The organism is Microbacterium sp. HA-8 (genome assembly GCF_046111165.1).
Classification (GTDB): Bacteria; Actinomycetota; Actinomycetes; order Actinomycetales; family Microbacteriaceae; genus Microbacterium.
In genome coordinates this window covers 3,034,457-3,048,382 of the sequence record NZ_CP162025.1, presented here as the reverse complement: position 1 = coordinate 3,048,382, position 13,926 = coordinate 3,034,457, and the positions used below count along the sequence as shown (strand labels likewise).

Genomic DNA, 13,926 nt, shown 5'->3' with positions numbered 1-13,926 from the left:
GCGGGCAGAGGAACGGGAGCACCATGACCGACTACGCCGTCGTCAACCCGGCCACGGGCGAGACCCTGGCCACGTATCCGGCCTTCACCGATGCGCAGATCGAGGCCGCGATCGCCGCCGCCGACCGCGCACACCGCGACTGGGCGCGCACGAGCGGTGCGGGGGAGCGCGCCGACCTGCTGCGCCGCGTCGCGCAGCTGCATCGTGAGCGCCGCGACGAGCTCGCCGCGATCATCGTGCGGGAGATGGGCAAGCCGCTCGCCGCGGCCGAGGGCGAGGTCGACTTCGCCGCCGACATCACCGAGTTCTACGCCGACAACGCCCTCGCGATCACGCGCGACCAGCCGATCGACATCCTGGGCGAGGGCACCGCGGTGATCCGCAAGGCTCCCCTCGGGGTGCTTCTGGGCATCATGCCCTGGAACTTCCCGTACTACCAGGTGGCTCGCTTCGCCGCCCCCAACGTCGCGCTGGGCAACACCATTCTGCTCAAGCACGCGCCGCAGTGCCCCGAATCGGCGGCGGCGATCGAGGCGATGTACCGGGACGCCGGGTTTCCCGAGGGGGTGTACGTCAACGTCTACGCCACGAACGAGCAGGCGGCGACGATCATCGCCGACCCCCGCGTGCAGGGCGTCTCGGTGACCGGGTCGGAGCGCGCCGGCGCCGCCGTGGCCGAACAGGCGGGTCGCCACCTCAAGAAGGTGGCCCTCGAACTCGGCGGGTCGGACCCCTTCATCCTGCTCTCGACCGACGATATCGACGCCGCCGTACGCGCCGCGGTCGATGCGCGCCTCGACAACAACGGGCAGTCCTGCAACGCCGCCAAGCGTTTCATCGTCGTCGACGACCTGTACGACACCTTCGTCGAGAGGTTCACCGCGACGATGGCGGACTCCGCACTCGGCGACCCGTTCGCCGACGACACCGTCAACGGCCCGCTGTCCTCGCTGACCGCGGCCGAACGTCTCGACGAGCAGGTGCAGAAGGCCATCGCGCAGGGCGCGACCCTCGTCACCGGCGGCACGCGCGACGGCGCCTACTACCCGGCCACGGTGCTTACCGGGGTGACTCCCGAGATGGACGCCTACCGCGAGGAGTTCTTCGGACCCGTCGGCGTGGTCTATCGCGTCGCGGACGAGGAGGAGGCGATCGCCGTCGCCAACGGCACCCCCTTCGGGCTCGGCTCCTACGTCTTCACCACCGACCCCGAGCAGGCCCAGCGCGTGGCCGACCGCATCGAGGCCGGCATGGTCTACGTCAATCTTGTCCTCGCCGACTCGCCCGAGCTGCCCTTCGGCGGCGTCAAGCGCAGCGGCACGTCGCGCGAGATGGGGCTGCTGGCCGCCGACGAGTTCGTGAACAAGAAGCTCATCCGCGTAGGGCCCTAGCCGGGCGGGTTTTGCACGGCCTGCGCGGTGGCGGCGCGAGAGCATCCGCGCGACGATAGAGGCTGGGAGGTCTGCCTCATGGATGAGACGCAGAACGACGCGGTGACGCGGTTGGACGACGCGGGATGCTGGGAGCGACTGCGCGGCGAGCAGCTCGGGCGTCTGGTGACCAACGTCGGCGACGTCATCGACATCTTTCCGGTCAACTACGTCGTGGACGGCGAGAGCGTGCTCTTCCGCACCGCCGAGGGCAGCAAGCTGTTCGAGCTGACGGTCAACGACGAGGTGATCTTCGAGGTCGACGCGCACACCGACACCGACGCGTGGAGCGTCGTCGTGCGCGGGCGGGCGCATCGGCTCGACACCTCCGACGAGGTGCGCGTAGCCGACACTCTGCCGCTGACGCCCTGGGTGCCGACGCTGAAGTACAACTACGTGCGGATCACCCCGCGCGCGCTCACCGGGCGCGCCTTCCGGATCGGCCCCGAGCCCGAGCGCTACGGCATCGCGGAGTACTGACGGGGCGACGCGCATTCGCGGGCTCCGGGGGCATGCCGTACACTGGGAAGAGCAGTGTAAATCTGCACTCTTTCGCCGTGCCCGTGACCGGGCGAAGGCCCACGTCTTGAGCGCGACGATCGAGTGCGGGCCCGGGGCCGGAGACGGCCTCTAGGGCGGTAGCTCAATTGGCAGAGCAGCGGTCTCCAAAACCGCAGGTTGCAGGTTCGATTCCTGTCCGCCCTGCGCGTCAGCCCCGTGCTGGCACACGAAAGGTACATCAGGTGAGTGCAGTGGCCCAGGACGAGCCGAACGGCGAGATCGTCGCCGCGGGCGGCAAGACCGGCAAGGAGAAGCGTCCCGGCGTCTTCTCCCGCTTGGCCCTGTTCATCCGTCAGGTCTTCGCCGAGCTCCGCAAGGTCGTCACCCCGACCCGGCAGGAGCTGCTGAAGTTCACCGCGGTCGTTCTCGGGTTCGTCGTCGTGATGATGGCGGTCGTCTACGGATTGGACTTCGTGTTCTCGTGGATGGCCTCGGTCGTCTTCGGGGTGCCCGGCGGGGCCGTGGTCTCCTGACGATTTGACCGGGGGCGCACGACGCCCTGACAAGCATCGAGGGCTCCGTACGACGGAGCCCCGGACGGAAGTGAACCAGTGACCGAAAGACATCTCGACGACGCCGACTGGGCGACCGCTGCGGAGCAGTCCAGCGAGGACGACGAGGCCCAGGAGGGCAACGTCCTCGCCGCGGAGGAGCACTCCGTCGAGCCCGCCGAGCACCTCGCGGTGCACCTGGTCGCCGACGACGGCGAGGACGATGTCGAAGAAGAGCTGGACGAGATCGAGGACCCGGAGGCCGACGCCATCGTGAACGACGCCCTGCACATCGACGAGGCGGCCGAGGCACAGGCCGCCGCCGAGGTGCTCACCGACTCCCTGGCCGACGAGGCCGCCGAGCGCGAGGCCGAGGCCGCCGACGAGGTCTCTGACTACGACGGACCCGACCCGGCCGGCGATGCCGACGTGGCCGAGGGTGACTCGGATGAGGACGCCGAGGTGGACCCCTACGAGGCCTTCCGCGCAGAGCTGCGGTACCTGCCGGGCAAGTGGTACGTCATCCACTCCTACGCCGGTTTCGAGCGCAAGGTCAAGGCCAACATCGAGCAGCGCAAGTCGTCGCTCGAGGTCGAAGACGAGATCTACCAGGTCGAGGTCCCGATGGAGGACGTCGTCGAGATCAAGAACGGCCAGCGCAAGATGGTCACCCGCGTGCGCATCCCGGGCTACGTGCTCGTGCGCATGGACCTCAACGAGGACACCTGGTCGGTCGTGCGCCACACCCCCGGCGTCACGGGCTTCGTGGGCAACGCCCACAACCCCACGCCGCTGCGGTTCGAAGAGGCCTTCAACATGCTGAAGTCGCTCGTGCAGGTCGCCGAGGTCGCACCCGCCAAGGGTGCCGCCAAGGGCTCGGCCACGCAGGCGCGCAGCGTCGTCACCGAGGTCGACTTCGAGATCGGCGAGACGATCACGATCAAGGAAGGCTCGTTCGCGGGTCTTCCCGGCTCGATCAGCGAGATCAAGCCCGAGAGCGGCAAGCTCACGGTGCTCGTGTCCCTGTTCGAGCGCGAGACCCCGGTCGAACTCTCGTTCGACCAGGTCACCAAGCAGTAACCACAGACCACCGCCCCGGAAAGACCGGACGCGGGAGAAGGATTCGGCCCCTGAGCTCGTCGAGGGGTCCGAATCGTTCGTCGAGAGGAAAAGAAGAATGGCACCCAAGAAGAAGGTGACCGGCCTGATCAAGCTCCAGATCAAGGCCGGAGCCGCCAACCCGGCGCCGCCGATCGGGCCCGCGCTCGGTCAGCACGGCGTCAACATCATGGAGTTCTGCAAGGCATACAACGCGGCCACCGAGGCGCAGCGCGGCAACGTCATCCCCGTCGAGATCACCGTCTACGAGGACCGCAGCTTCACGTTCATCCTGAAGACGCCCCCGGCAGCCGAGCTGATCAAGAAGGCGGCCGGCGTCGCGAAGGGCTCATCGACCCCGCACACGACCAAGGTGGCCAAGCTCACCAAGGAGCAGGTGCGCGAGATCGCCGAGGCCAAGCAGCCCGACCTGAACGCGAACGACATCGAGGCCGCCTCGAAGATCATCGCCGGCACCGCCCGTTCCATGGGCATCACGGTCGAGGACTGAGGGGGATAGGGATCATGGCTACCAAGTCCAAGGCCTACAAGGCCGCCGCCGCGAAGATCGCGGCTGACACGTTCTACACGCCCACCGAGGCCGTTGCCCTGGCCAAGGAGACCGGCTCCGCGACCTTCGACTCGACCGTCGAGGTCGCGCTCAAGCTCGCCGTCGACCCCCGCAAGGCAGACCAGATGGTGCGCGGCACGGTCATCCTGCCCCACGGCACGGGCAAGACGGCCCGCGTCATCGTCTTCGCCACGGGCCCCGCCGCTGAGGCCGCCATCGCGGCCGGCGCCGATGAGGTCGGTGGAGCCGAGCTCATCGAGAAGGTCGCGGGCGGCTACACGTCGTTCGACGCGGCTGTGGCCACGCCCGAGCTGATGGGCCAGGTCGGTCGTCTCGGAAAGGTGCTGGGCCCCCGTGGCCTCATGCCCAACCCGAAGACCGGCACGGTCACGCCCAACCCGGCCAAGGCCGTCGAGGAGATCAAGGGCGGAAAGATCGAGTTCCGCGTCGACAAGCACGCCAACGTGCACTTCGTCGTCGGCAAGGCCTCGTTCACGCCCGAGCAGCTCGATGAGAACCTCAAGGCCGCTCTCGACGAGATCGTGCGCCTGAAGCCCTCGAGCTCGAAGGGTCGTTACATCCAGAAGGGTGCCGTGTCGACCACGTTCGGCCCCGGCATCCCGCTGGATGTCAACGCGATCTGATCGCATACGCCAGACGAGAAGGGCTCCCGCATCGCGCGGGGGCCCTTCTCGCATGTGCGGGCGGTGTCAGTGCGGTACGACGAGGCTGATGCCGAGAGCGATCATGACGACGGCGATGACGGCGTCGAGCAGTCGCCACGCACGCGGTGAGGCGAGCGGGCGGCTGAGCAGCCGGGCGCCGAAGGCGAGCGAGCCGAACCAGAGGATGCTGCCGGCCACTGCCCCCGCGGCGAACCACCATCGGGCGTCGCCGTGGGTGTTCGCCACGGAGCCCAGCAGAAAGACGGTGTCGAGGTAGACGTGGGGGTTCAGCCACGTCAGCGCCAGCGTCGTCGCGAACACCGCAGTCCGGCCGGGTCCCGCGGCGGCCGAGTCGACCCGCAGGGCGCCGGTGGAGGGGCGCCAGGCGCGCCGCGCCGCGAGGGCCCCGTAGCCGACGAGGAAAGCGGCGCCGGCCCACCTCACGACCTCGACCGCCCAAGGCGCCTGGGCGAGGATCAGGCCGATGCCCGCGACCCCGGCGATGATCAGCAGGGCGTCGCTGATCATGCAGATCAGGGCCACGCCGAGCACGTTCTCGCGGCGGATGCCCTGTCGCAGGACGAACAGGTTCTGCGCGCCGATCGCGATGATGAGCGAGAGGCCGAGGCCGAGACCGGCGAGAAGCGAGGAGGGCACCGTTCGAGCGTACGATCGGGTGCCGAATCAGACCAGTTGATGTTCTGAATGCTGCATTAGCCTGGCTTCATGAAGCTGCCCCTCGATCTCGTGTCGACCCTGCTCGCCGTGATCGACGAGGGGTCGTTCGAGGGCGCCGCACGCCGGCTGCACGTCACGCCCTCGGCGGTGAGCCAGCGCGTGCGCACCCTCGAGGATCAGCTGGGTGGCGTGCTCGTGGTGCGAAGTCGTCCTGTCCGGCCCACCGCCGCCGGCGGGGTGGTCCTGCGCCTGGCGCGACAGATGGCGCTCCTCGAACACGATGCGCTCGCCGAACTCGGGCGCGACGACGCCGCAACGGCGCGCATCTCGCTCGCGGTGAACGCGGATTCACTCGCCACGTGGCTGCTCGAGCCGCTTGCGCGCCTGAGTCGGCAGCATCCCGTCGTGTTCGATCTGCACCGAGACGATCAGGACTTCACCGCCGCGCTGTTGGCCGACGGCACGGCCCTCGCGGGCGTCACATCGCAGGCCGATCCGATCGCCGGGTGCGTCGCGACTGCGCTCGGGACGATGGTGTACGAGGCCGTGGCCACACCCTCCTTCGTGGCCCGCTGGCTCGGGCGGGGCGCGACCGCCGACGAGCTCGAGGCGGCGCCCCTGGTGGATTTCGACCGGCGCGACGATCTGCAGACGCGTTGGCTGGTCGCCGTCGGCGCCGACCCGGGCGCCCCGCCACGCCACTTCGTGCCCGCCTCGCACGACTTCGCCGCCGCCGTGCGCGCGGGGCTCGGGTGGGGGATGCTGCCGCTGCTGCAATCCGCGGATGCGCTGGCCGGCGGCGAACTGGTGCACATCGGCGGGCCGGGCATCCCCGTCGCCCTGTACTGGCAGCAGTGGAATCTGCATTCACCGCTGCTGGGCGCGGTCGCGGCGGAGGTGATCGCCGCCGCCGGGACGGCGCTCAGTCGTCGCTGACGCGCAGGACGAGCTTGCCCCGGGTGTGCCCCTCTTCGAGGACCGTGTGGGCGGCGGCGGCGTCGGCGAGGTCGAAGACCCGCTCGATGTAGACCTGGATGGAGCCGGAGGAGAGCAGCCTGCCGATCGTGGCCAGCGCGCCGCCGTCGGGCACGACCTTGTACGTCGTCGCCCGCGCCCCGGCGGCCGCGGCGTCGGCGGCGAAGTCCGGCCAGCTGCCGGTGGGGACGTTGATGATGAGTCCGCCGGGTCGCAGCACCCGAAGCGAGCGCGATCTCGTCGAATCGGCGGCGTTGCCGACGAGGTCGATCACGACATCCACGTCGGCGATGACCTCTTCGAATCGCGTCGTGGATGCTCCTATTGCTGTCAAGCGGCCAGTGGTGGGCTGATCTGCTCCAGGATGGCGGTCGCTCGGGCCTCGAGTTCAGGGTCGGCGCGAGTGCCGATCTCGAGTCGTCGGAGCCGCTGGTAGGGGACGCCGAGAGTGGCGGCGAGAACGCTGATCGGGATGCCTTTCGCTTGTCGGCCGCATGCGCAACAGCACAATCCGGTGCAGCGCGGCGTTCGCGTGCCGGTTCCCGCCGCGAGAGAGTCGATGCCGTGTGCGTTGTCCGGAGGAGGCGGGGATCGGGGCGACACCGGCGAGAGCGGCGAAGCTGGCGCGGGTTCCGAGCCGCTCGGGGTTGTCGCCCGCGGCGACCAGGAGCGTCGCTGCGGTGACAGGACCGACTCCGCTCAGGGACAGCAGCGTGGGGTTGACCTGCCGGACGAGCATCTCCAACTGTTGTTCTATCAGGTCGATCTCGGCTTGCATCGTGAGGTGTCGGACCGCGAACCGTCGCAGTGTCTGCCGGGCGACGACCGCGGGATCGGGGGACGTGATTGTTCCGGGCCGAGTCTTGGCGAGCGTGTTCACCAGACGCTGCCCGCTGAGAGCGCGGAACGCCTGTCGCACGAGCTCGGGTGCGGTGATCAGCAGCGCGTGGATCTGGTTCATCACTTGCGCTCTGGCCTTGGCCGCCGAGCGCCGCTCTGCGAGGAGGATCCGCATCGACTCGACCGCGCCATCACCAGACTTTGGGATCGCGGTGTCCGTTCCTGAGAGAGGACAGCGACCGCTGCCTGGTGGGCGTCGAGGGGGTCGGACTTGCCGCGACGACGGCGGGCTTGCCGGTCCTGTCGCGCGACTTCGATGACGGTCAGCCCCGCCGTGGTCAGCGCGCGTGCGAGGCCAGCCCCGTACGACCCCGTTCCCTCCCCCCGATACGGACGACATCACCGTGCGCGTGGAGGAACGCGACGATCTGCGCGTAACCGCGACCGTCGGCACGGAACTCTCGGTCCGCGACAGGTCGGCCCACGAGATCGAGGATCGCGACGTGATGCGTGTTCTTGTGCGTGTGTCGACCCCGGCGACCAACTCGGAGCCTGGTGGCAACGGGTTGGTCAGCGGCGGGTCGAGTGTCATGCTCGTCATTGACGGGATTCCTTCCAATGGTGATGAACGTCACCGCGGGTCGGGTGAGTGCAGACAGCACAAAGGTGAGACGACTTTCCGGTCAGGCTCCTATCAAGTCATGTGCCCGCCCGGCCCGCAGCGACCCCGGCGGCGTCGACGGACAGATCCACAAAAAGACAGCCGCGAACGGCGTCCGTGTAATTTCGGGTCACGCCGGCGCCGGAGCCGAATCCATCATCTCTGTGTAGTCGATCACCACGGCGGCCCCGAGCTCACGCAGCCAGGCGGAGTTGCGGCCCGAGGCGGTCACCGTGACATGGGCGCCGAAGTAGGCCGCGAGCTGCACGGCGAAGTGGCCGACGCCGCCGCTGCCGGCGTGGATGAGGATCCGCTGGCCCTCATGCGCGTGCGCGGTCTCGACGACGAGTCCCCAGGCGGTGAGTGCCGCCAGCGGAACCCCGGCCGCCTCGACGTGCGACAGCGCCGCGGGCATCTTCGCGACCGAGAGACTCTGCGCCACGACGTATTCGGCGTATGCGCCCTGTGTGCGCGGGAACGACGCCATGCCGAACACGGCAGTGCCCGGCTGCAGCGGGTGCGTCTCGTAGGGAGCCTTGACGACGACGCCGCTGAAGTCGAACCCCAGCACGGCGGGGTAGGCGGAGATCGCGGGCGAGACGCCACGACCCGCGCGAGTCTTGGCATCGATGGGGTTGACGCCCGCGGCGACCACGCGCACGAGCACTTCGCTGAGTACCGGCTGCGGCACGTCGACCTCGGCCGAGCGGAAGGCCTCGGGGCCGCCCGGCGCGTCGATCACCATCGCGCGCATGGACTCGGGCACGCGCGGCGCGCCGGCCAGGGGAGTGGTTCCGGGGTGCGGGGGACGAGGGGTCATCGACTGCTCCGTTCTGCGCGACCTTGCGCATACCGCACAGGTGTCTGATGCGTCCCAGTAAAGCCCCGGTATATCTCGCCGGTGTTACACCGGTGCTACCGCGCGGCTAAACCGTGTCGGGACGTTCGCCGGCCGTGAGCGCGTGCAGCAGCCGCGTGAGGGAGCGGATGTCGTCGACCGACCACTCTCCCAGCGCCGAGAGCAGCGACTGCTCCTGCGGTGCGCGCGCCGCAGCGAGTCGCTCCACGCCGTGCTCGGTGGCGAAGAGCAGGCTCGAGCGCCCGTCCTCCGGGTCGGGAGTGCGCGTGATCAGGCCGAGCTGCTCGAGCTCCCGCACGGTGCGACTGATCTGCCCCTTGTCGGCCGCGAGCGACTCGGCGAGGGCCGACAGGCTCATGCCCTCGCGTCGCACGATCGTCGTGAACACCTTGTACGCGGCGGGCAGCATCCCGGGGCTCACCCGCTGCGCATTCTCGGCGATGACCCGCCGCAGCTGATGGATGAGCGCGCCGAACTCGGCCTCGAGGGCACGCACGGCGTCCGTCCGCTCGGTGAGGTCGTCGGGTTCGGGCATGGTCCGACCCTACGGGCGCGGCGTGGCGCCGGTCGCGGGGATCGCCGACATCCCCTCGCTGGTCGACACGGTCGCCAGATCCGCCTCGCCCGCCGCGATGCGCTCGGTCGTCGTCATCCGCGTGAGCGGTTTGTTGGGCAGGAAGGCGATCGCGATCAGGCTGATCACCGCGAGCGGCACGGCGATGAGGAAGGAGTCGGCGATCGCCTGGGCGTAGACGTCCTCGACGATCACCCGCACGGCCTCGGGCAGCGCGCTGACCGCGGGAAGCGTGCCCGACTGCAGCTGCGCCGCAACCGACGCGCCCTGCTCCCCGAGCGTCTCGATCGCGGCGGCGAGAGCGCCACGGTTGACCGCGAAGAGGTCGGTCGCGCTCGCCGCGAGGACCGCTCCCATCGCCGAGACGCCGACGGTGCCGCCGAGGCTGCGGAAGAAGGTCACCCCCGAGCTCGCGGCGCCCATCTCTTCGGGGCGGGCGGTGTTCTGCACGATGAGCACGAGGTTCTGCATGCTCATCCCGACGCCGGCGCCCAGCAGGAACATGTAGAGCGACACCAGGACGAACGGGGTGTCGTAGTGCAGTGTCGACAGCAGGGAGGATCCGGCGATCAGCGAGAGCGCTCCGGCGATGAGGTACGGCTTCCAGTGCCCGTACCGGCTGATGAGCTGGCCGACGAGGATCGAGGTCAGCAGCAGCCCGCCGATCATCGGCAGGGTCATCAGACCCGCCTCGGTGGGCGTCGCGCCCCGGGCCATCTGCATGTACTGGCTGAGGAACACCGACGTGCCGAACATCGCCACGCCCGTGGCGATCGATGCGATCACCGACAGCGTGAAGGTGCGGTTGCGGAACATCGAGAGAGGGATGAGCGGCTCACTCGACCGCAGCTCGACGACGATGAACAGCACCGCCGCGAGGAGCGCGCCGCCCGCCATCAGGGCGGTCTCGACGCTCCACCAGGAGTAGGTGTCGCCGGCGTTCGTGATCCACACCAGCAGGAGCGAGACGGATGTCGCCAGCAGCACGATGCCGAGGTAGTCGATGCGCACGCGCTCCCGCCTCGTGCGGGTGATGTGCAGCGTGCGCTGCAGGATCACGAGTGCCGCGATCGCGAACGGGATCGCGACGAAGAAGTTCCAGCGCCAGCCGATGCCGTCGGTGATGACACCGCCCAGAAGCGGACCGCCGACCGTGGCGAGGGCCATCACGGCACCGAACAGTCCCATGTACCGACCGCGTTCGCGGGGGCTGATGATGTCGGCCATGATGACCTGGCTGAGTGCGGCGAGGCCACCGGCTCCGAGGCCCTGGACGGCGCGGAAGGCGATGAGTGTGCCGGTGTCCTGCGAGAAGCCGGCGGCCGCCGTCGCGAGCACGAACAGCACGAGCGCGATCTGGATCAGGAGCTTGCGATCGAACAGGTCGGCGAGCTTGCCCCAGACGGGCGTCGAGATCGCGGTGGTCAGCAGTGTCGCGGTCACCACCCAGGTGAAGGCGGCCTGGTCGCCGCCGAGATCGTGCACGATGACCGGCAGCGACGTCGATACGACGGTGGCGGCGAGCATCGAGACGAACATTCCGAGCAGCAGTCCCGAGAGCGCCTCGAGGACGGCGCGACGCGACATCGGCGCGGGTGAGGGAGTCCGGGTGCTTTCCGGTGCGGCGGGGTGGGTGGCCATGCGGGGCCTTTCGTGCGCCGGGCGGTCGCGGCCACGCTGCCGCAAAGTTGATCTGCGTCAACTATATGCGCATGGTTGACGCACGTCAACTACTTCGTCGGGGCCGGGTGGGATGCTGTCGCCCGGCACCGCGCGTCAGTCCGCGAGGGCGAGCGCGCGATACGGCTGCGGGCGCGCGGTGCCGGAGGACAGCATCCGCTCGTCGTCGCGCACGAGGGGCTTGCCCGTCGTGCGTCGGTACAGCTCGTCGATCAGCGCGGAGGCCAGAGTCACGAGCCGATCGATCTCGGCTTCGTCGCGATCGACCCATGCGCAGCGGGGCTCGTCGCCGACGGGGACGAAGTCGTCATGCTGCTCCCACGCGACCAGGGTGCGTTCGGCGCCGAGCACGTGCTGCTGCCACCACACCTGCCGCAGGTAGGAGCGGGGGATCGAGCGCCATGCCTTGTTGGTCGTCTTGATCTCGGCGAGGATCACGGTGCCGTCGGGGGTGAGTCCGATGCCGTCGGGCGTGGCGAGATGGCGCTTCTCGACGACGGCGTGGAACAGAGCCGAAGAGGGGCGGATGCCGTGCGTCGCGGCGACCCAAGCCGCGATCTCGGGCTCGCGGCGTCGGCCGTGATCGGTGTAGGCGTTGCCCGAGAAGCGCGAGCCCATCAGCTTCTGGTCCGCAGCCTTGCGGATCGCGTTCACGCTCGTGAGGGTAGCGACATCCGTGGCCGTGATCCCGCGCGAGCGCGCACGCACCCAGGCCACCCGATCGCGGCTGTCGGCCACGATGCGTGCGGCGAGTTCGGGGGTCACGCCCTCGACCCTAGCCCGCCCTCCGCGCGATCCCCGCCGAGCGCACGGCTTGTCGCCGAGTGCACGACGTGTCACGCGCGGGCAGGTCGTGCGTTGGGCGACACGTCGTGCGCTCGGCGATGGGGGGCGGCTCCTCCACAGGCGGGCGCGAGCGAGGAGCGGGTGTCGCGAAGGCCGCGCAGACGGGTATTGAGCTTCGGTGTGCTGCATCGTTGCGGGATGCCGCGCCACGCCACCGTCGACGAACTTTCGCAGATCCTCGTCTCTTTCGCCGCCCTGCGGGCGCTCGGGATGAGCGAGCGCACTATTGCCGGCCGGGTCCGCTCGGGGGAGCTGACCGTGGTTCGTCGCGGGTGGTACGTCGAGTCAGCGGTCTGGACGAATCTGTGGCCGGAATCCCGGCATCTCCTGCACGTCCTCGCCGTCGTGCGCGACGGCCGCGGATCGGGCGTGGTTTCGCACGAGTCTGCCGCCGTTGTGCACGGGTTGCCTCTCTACCGGCGAAACCCCGCCCGCGTACACCTCACGACGGACGCGCCGCGGCGCATCGCCAGCGGCCCCGATGTTTTCCGTCACGTCTGCCCGCTGCCGCCCGAGGATGTCACCGTTGTCCGAGGGGTCACGTGCACGTCACTTGCGCGCACCGTGTTCGATACGTCGCGGTCGTTGCCGCTCGAGGCGGCGGTGTCGATCGCGGACGCGGCCGAGCGGTCTGTCGCCGAGCGGCAGCGGGAATGGAATGAGGATGCGCTCGCACGCTGGCGGCGACTGATGACGGCGCGGATCGCGGCGGCCGGCGGCGCACGCGGCATCCGGTCTGCGCGATTCGTGACGGAATTCGCGCAGGCGCGCGCACAGCTGCCGCTGGAATCGGTGAGTCGGCTGCAGCTGCACCGGCTGGGGTTCCGCGTCCTTCGAGTCCAGGTGCCGGTCGCGGCGCCCAACGGGCGCTGGTACTACCTCGATCTCGGGCTCGACGAGATCGACGCATTCGGCGAGTGCGATGGCGAGACGAAGTATCGCGATGAGGCCCTGCGTTCGGGGCGATCGCTCGAGGACGTGCTCCTCGACGAGAAGTATCGCGAGGATTGGATCCGCGGCACGACCAACCGGCGGATGCTGCGCTGGGGCGATGCGCAGGCGCGAACTTCTGCCCGCCTCGGGCATCACCTGCGCTCCCTCGGCGTGACCCCTCCCTCCTGACTGCGCCGCGATCCCCGCCGAGCGCACGGCTTGTCGCCGAGTGCACGACGTTTCACGCGCGGGCAGGTCGTGCGTTGGGCGACACGTCGTGCGCTCGCGGGCAGGGGAGGGGATTTTGTGGATGAACCGGGGCCGGGGTATGGTGTACGAAGCCAAAGACCGCCGGTCATCGGTGCGCGCGCAAGCGCACAGCGATCGAAGCTCTGCACAGCAGGGGCCCGCGCAGGTGTACGAACGAACTTCTTCGGAAGAATTCCCGCTCCGTGCCCTGCGCCGGAGCTTTTTTCATGTGCGGGGTCCGGCGTCTGAGGCCGGCGCCCCGCCACCGCGGGCCGCCTCGTACACACAAGGAGTGGCCATGGCGCAGAAGGATGCATCGGTCGCCGAGCTCACGAAGAATTTCGAGGACTCGACCGCCGTTCTGCTGACCGAGTACCGCGGTCTGACGGTTGCCCAGCTCAAGGAGCTGCGCAACAGCATTCGTCAGGACGCGGAATACGCCGTGGTGAAGAACACGCTGACCAAGATCGCCGCGTCCAACGCGGGGGTCACGGGCCTGGACGATGACCTCAAGGGTCCCTCGGCCATCGCTTTCGTGCACGGCGACCCCGTCGCCGTCGCGAAGGGTCTGCGTGCCTTCGCCAAGGCTAACCCTCTGCTCGTGATCAAGGGAGGGTACTTCGACGGTTCCCCCCTGACCGCCGCAGAGGTCAACAAGCTCGCTGATCTCGAGAGCCGTGAAGTCCTGCTGGCGAAGCTCGCCGGTGCGATGAAGGCCTCGCTGACCAAGGCGGCTTATCTGTTCAACGCGCCGCTGTCGAAGGCCGTCCGCACGGTCGACGCGCTGCGTGAGAAGCAGGAGTCCGCGGCCTGAC

Annotated in this window: 16 protein-coding genes and 1 tRNA gene; 10 read left to right on the top strand and 7 right to left on the bottom strand. The window is 69.2% G+C overall.

Annotation, left to right across the window (positions count from 1 at the left end):
* Window positions 1-23: 23 nt before the first annotated feature.
* From AB2L57_RS14495 to rplA, 7 genes are all read left to right on the top strand, one after another.
* Window positions 24-1,391, top strand: coding sequence for an NAD-dependent succinate-semialdehyde dehydrogenase (locus AB2L57_RS14495; protein WP_409047421.1), 1,368 nt, complete (start codon window positions 24-26; stop codon window positions 1,389-1,391).
* Between the two features lie 78 nt (window positions 1,392-1,469).
* Window positions 1,470-1,910, top strand: a complete 441-nt coding sequence (locus AB2L57_RS14490) for a pyridoxamine 5'-phosphate oxidase family protein (RefSeq protein ID WP_292814603.1) — start codon at window positions 1,470-1,472, stop codon at window positions 1,908-1,910.
* Window positions 1,911-2,062: 152 nt separating this feature from the next.
* A tRNA-Trp gene (locus AB2L57_RS14485) sits at window positions 2,063-2,135 on the top strand.
* Between the two features lie 38 nt (window positions 2,136-2,173).
* Complete coding sequence (secE, locus tag AB2L57_RS14480; protein ID WP_292814606.1) at window positions 2,174-2,464, top strand: preprotein translocase subunit SecE; 291 nt, start codon at window positions 2,174-2,176, stop codon at window positions 2,462-2,464.
* Between the two features lie 78 nt (window positions 2,465-2,542).
* Window positions 2,543-3,562, top strand: a complete 1,020-nt coding sequence (gene nusG, locus AB2L57_RS14475) for a transcription termination/antitermination protein NusG (RefSeq protein WP_409047420.1) — start codon at window positions 2,543-2,545, stop codon at window positions 3,560-3,562.
* A 97-nt stretch (window positions 3,563-3,659) separates the two neighbouring features.
* Window positions 3,660-4,091, top strand: a complete 432-nt coding sequence (gene rplK / locus AB2L57_RS14470) for a 50S ribosomal protein L11 (protein ID WP_292814406.1) — start codon at window positions 3,660-3,662, stop codon at window positions 4,089-4,091.
* Window positions 4,092-4,105: 14 nt separating this feature from the next.
* Window positions 4,106-4,795: a 50S ribosomal protein L1 gene (rplA, locus tag AB2L57_RS14465; RefSeq protein ID WP_292814409.1), complete on the top strand. Its 690-nt coding sequence runs from the start codon at window positions 4,106-4,108 to the stop codon at window positions 4,793-4,795.
* A 66-nt stretch (window positions 4,796-4,861) separates the two neighbouring features.
* Here the strand turns inward: rplA and AB2L57_RS14460 are convergent, their stop codons facing one another.
* Complete coding sequence (locus tag AB2L57_RS14460) at window positions 4,862-5,473, bottom strand: LysE/ArgO family amino acid transporter (protein WP_292814412.1); 612 nt, start codon at window positions 5,471-5,473, stop codon at window positions 4,862-4,864.
* A 69-nt stretch (window positions 5,474-5,542) separates the two neighbouring features.
* Between AB2L57_RS14460 and AB2L57_RS14455 the strand changes: the two genes are divergently transcribed.
* On the top strand, window positions 5,543-6,430 hold the full coding sequence (locus AB2L57_RS14455; protein WP_409047419.1) for a LysR family transcriptional regulator ArgP: 888 nt from the start codon (window positions 5,543-5,545) through the stop codon (window positions 6,428-6,430).
* Here AB2L57_RS14455 and AB2L57_RS14450 read toward each other — a convergent pair.
* The 6 genes from AB2L57_RS14450 to AB2L57_RS14425 all read right to left on the bottom strand — a co-directional run bounded on the left by AB2L57_RS14450 (window position 6,417) and on the right by AB2L57_RS14425 (window position 11,848).
* Window positions 6,417-6,803 carry a zinc-binding dehydrogenase gene (locus AB2L57_RS14450; protein WP_409047418.1) on the bottom strand — a complete coding sequence of 129 codons (387 nt, stop codon included), beginning with the start codon at window positions 6,801-6,803 and terminating at the stop codon, window positions 6,417-6,419. The two genes, AB2L57_RS14455 and AB2L57_RS14450, sit on opposite strands and share 14 nt — an antisense overlap.
* A gap of 54 nt (window positions 6,804-6,857) precedes the next feature.
* Complete coding sequence (locus AB2L57_RS14445) at window positions 6,858-7,430, bottom strand: transposase (protein WP_409047417.1); 573 nt, start codon at window positions 7,428-7,430, stop codon at window positions 6,858-6,860.
* Between the two features lie 670 nt (window positions 7,431-8,100).
* Window positions 8,101-8,790, bottom strand: coding sequence for an NADP-dependent oxidoreductase (locus tag AB2L57_RS14440; protein ID WP_409047416.1), 690 nt, complete (start codon window positions 8,788-8,790; stop codon window positions 8,101-8,103).
* A 106-nt stretch (window positions 8,791-8,896) separates the two neighbouring features.
* The gene (locus tag AB2L57_RS14435; protein ID WP_292814420.1) at window positions 8,897-9,364 is read right to left on the bottom strand and encodes a MarR family winged helix-turn-helix transcriptional regulator; all 468 of its coding nucleotides are present in this window, start codon (window positions 9,362-9,364) and stop codon (window positions 8,897-8,899) included.
* A 9-nt stretch (window positions 9,365-9,373) separates the two neighbouring features.
* Window positions 9,374-11,044, bottom strand: a complete 1,671-nt coding sequence (locus AB2L57_RS14430) for an MDR family MFS transporter (protein ID WP_409047415.1) — start codon at window positions 11,042-11,044, stop codon at window positions 9,374-9,376.
* 135 nt (window positions 11,045-11,179) lie between these two features.
* Window positions 11,180-11,848, bottom strand: a complete 669-nt coding sequence (locus AB2L57_RS14425) for a YqaJ viral recombinase family protein (RefSeq protein ID WP_409047414.1) — start codon at window positions 11,846-11,848, stop codon at window positions 11,180-11,182.
* Window positions 11,849-12,067: 219 nt separating this feature from the next.
* On the opposite strand from AB2L57_RS14425, the gene AB2L57_RS14420 reads away from it, so the two are divergent.
* The gene (locus tag AB2L57_RS14420; protein WP_409047413.1) at window positions 12,068-13,051 is read left to right on the top strand and encodes a hypothetical protein; all 984 of its coding nucleotides are present in this window, start codon (window positions 12,068-12,070) and stop codon (window positions 13,049-13,051) included.
* A gap of 358 nt (window positions 13,052-13,409) precedes the next feature.
* Entirely contained in the window at window positions 13,410-13,925 is a 516-nt protein-coding gene (gene rplJ, locus AB2L57_RS14415; protein ID WP_409047412.1) for a 50S ribosomal protein L10, read from the top strand.
* The last annotated feature ends 1 nt before the right edge of the window (window position 13,926 follow it).

What these genes read in the sequence shown, in the direction of transcription:
- AB2L57_RS14435 (WP_292814420.1), bottom strand. Translation starts at nt 9,364, where the DNA reads ATGCCCGAACCCGACGACCTCACCGAGCGGACGGACGCCGTGCGTGCC.
- rplA (WP_292814409.1), top strand. Translation starts at nt 4,106, where the DNA reads ATGGCTACCAAGTCCAAGGCCTACAAGGCCGCCGCCGCGAAGATCGCG.
- rplK (WP_292814406.1), top strand. Translation starts at nt 3,660, where the DNA reads ATGGCACCCAAGAAGAAGGTGACCGGCCTGATCAAGCTCCAGATCAAG.
- AB2L57_RS14495 (WP_409047421.1), top strand. Translation starts at nt 24, where the DNA reads ATGACCGACTACGCCGTCGTCAACCCGGCCACGGGCGAGACCCTGGCC.
- AB2L57_RS14440 (WP_409047416.1), bottom strand. Translation starts at nt 8,790, where the DNA reads ATGACCCCTCGTCCCCCGCACCCCGGAACCACTCCCCTGGCCGGCGCG.
- AB2L57_RS14455 (WP_409047419.1), top strand. Translation starts at nt 5,543, where the DNA reads ATGAAGCTGCCCCTCGATCTCGTGTCGACCCTGCTCGCCGTGATCGAC.
- AB2L57_RS14420 (WP_409047413.1), top strand. Translation starts at nt 12,068, where the DNA reads ATGCCGCGCCACGCCACCGTCGACGAACTTTCGCAGATCCTCGTCTCT.
- AB2L57_RS14445 (WP_409047417.1), bottom strand. Translation starts at nt 7,430, where the DNA reads ATGAACCAGATCCACGCGCTGCTGATCACCGCACCCGAGCTCGTGCGA.
- AB2L57_RS14430 (WP_409047415.1), bottom strand. Translation starts at nt 11,044, where the DNA reads ATGGCCACCCACCCCGCCGCACCGGAAAGCACCCGGACTCCCTCACCC.
- AB2L57_RS14490 (WP_292814603.1), top strand. Translation starts at nt 1,470, where the DNA reads ATGGATGAGACGCAGAACGACGCGGTGACGCGGTTGGACGACGCGGGA.
- rplJ (WP_409047412.1), top strand. Translation starts at nt 13,410, where the DNA reads ATGGCGCAGAAGGATGCATCGGTCGCCGAGCTCACGAAGAATTTCGAG.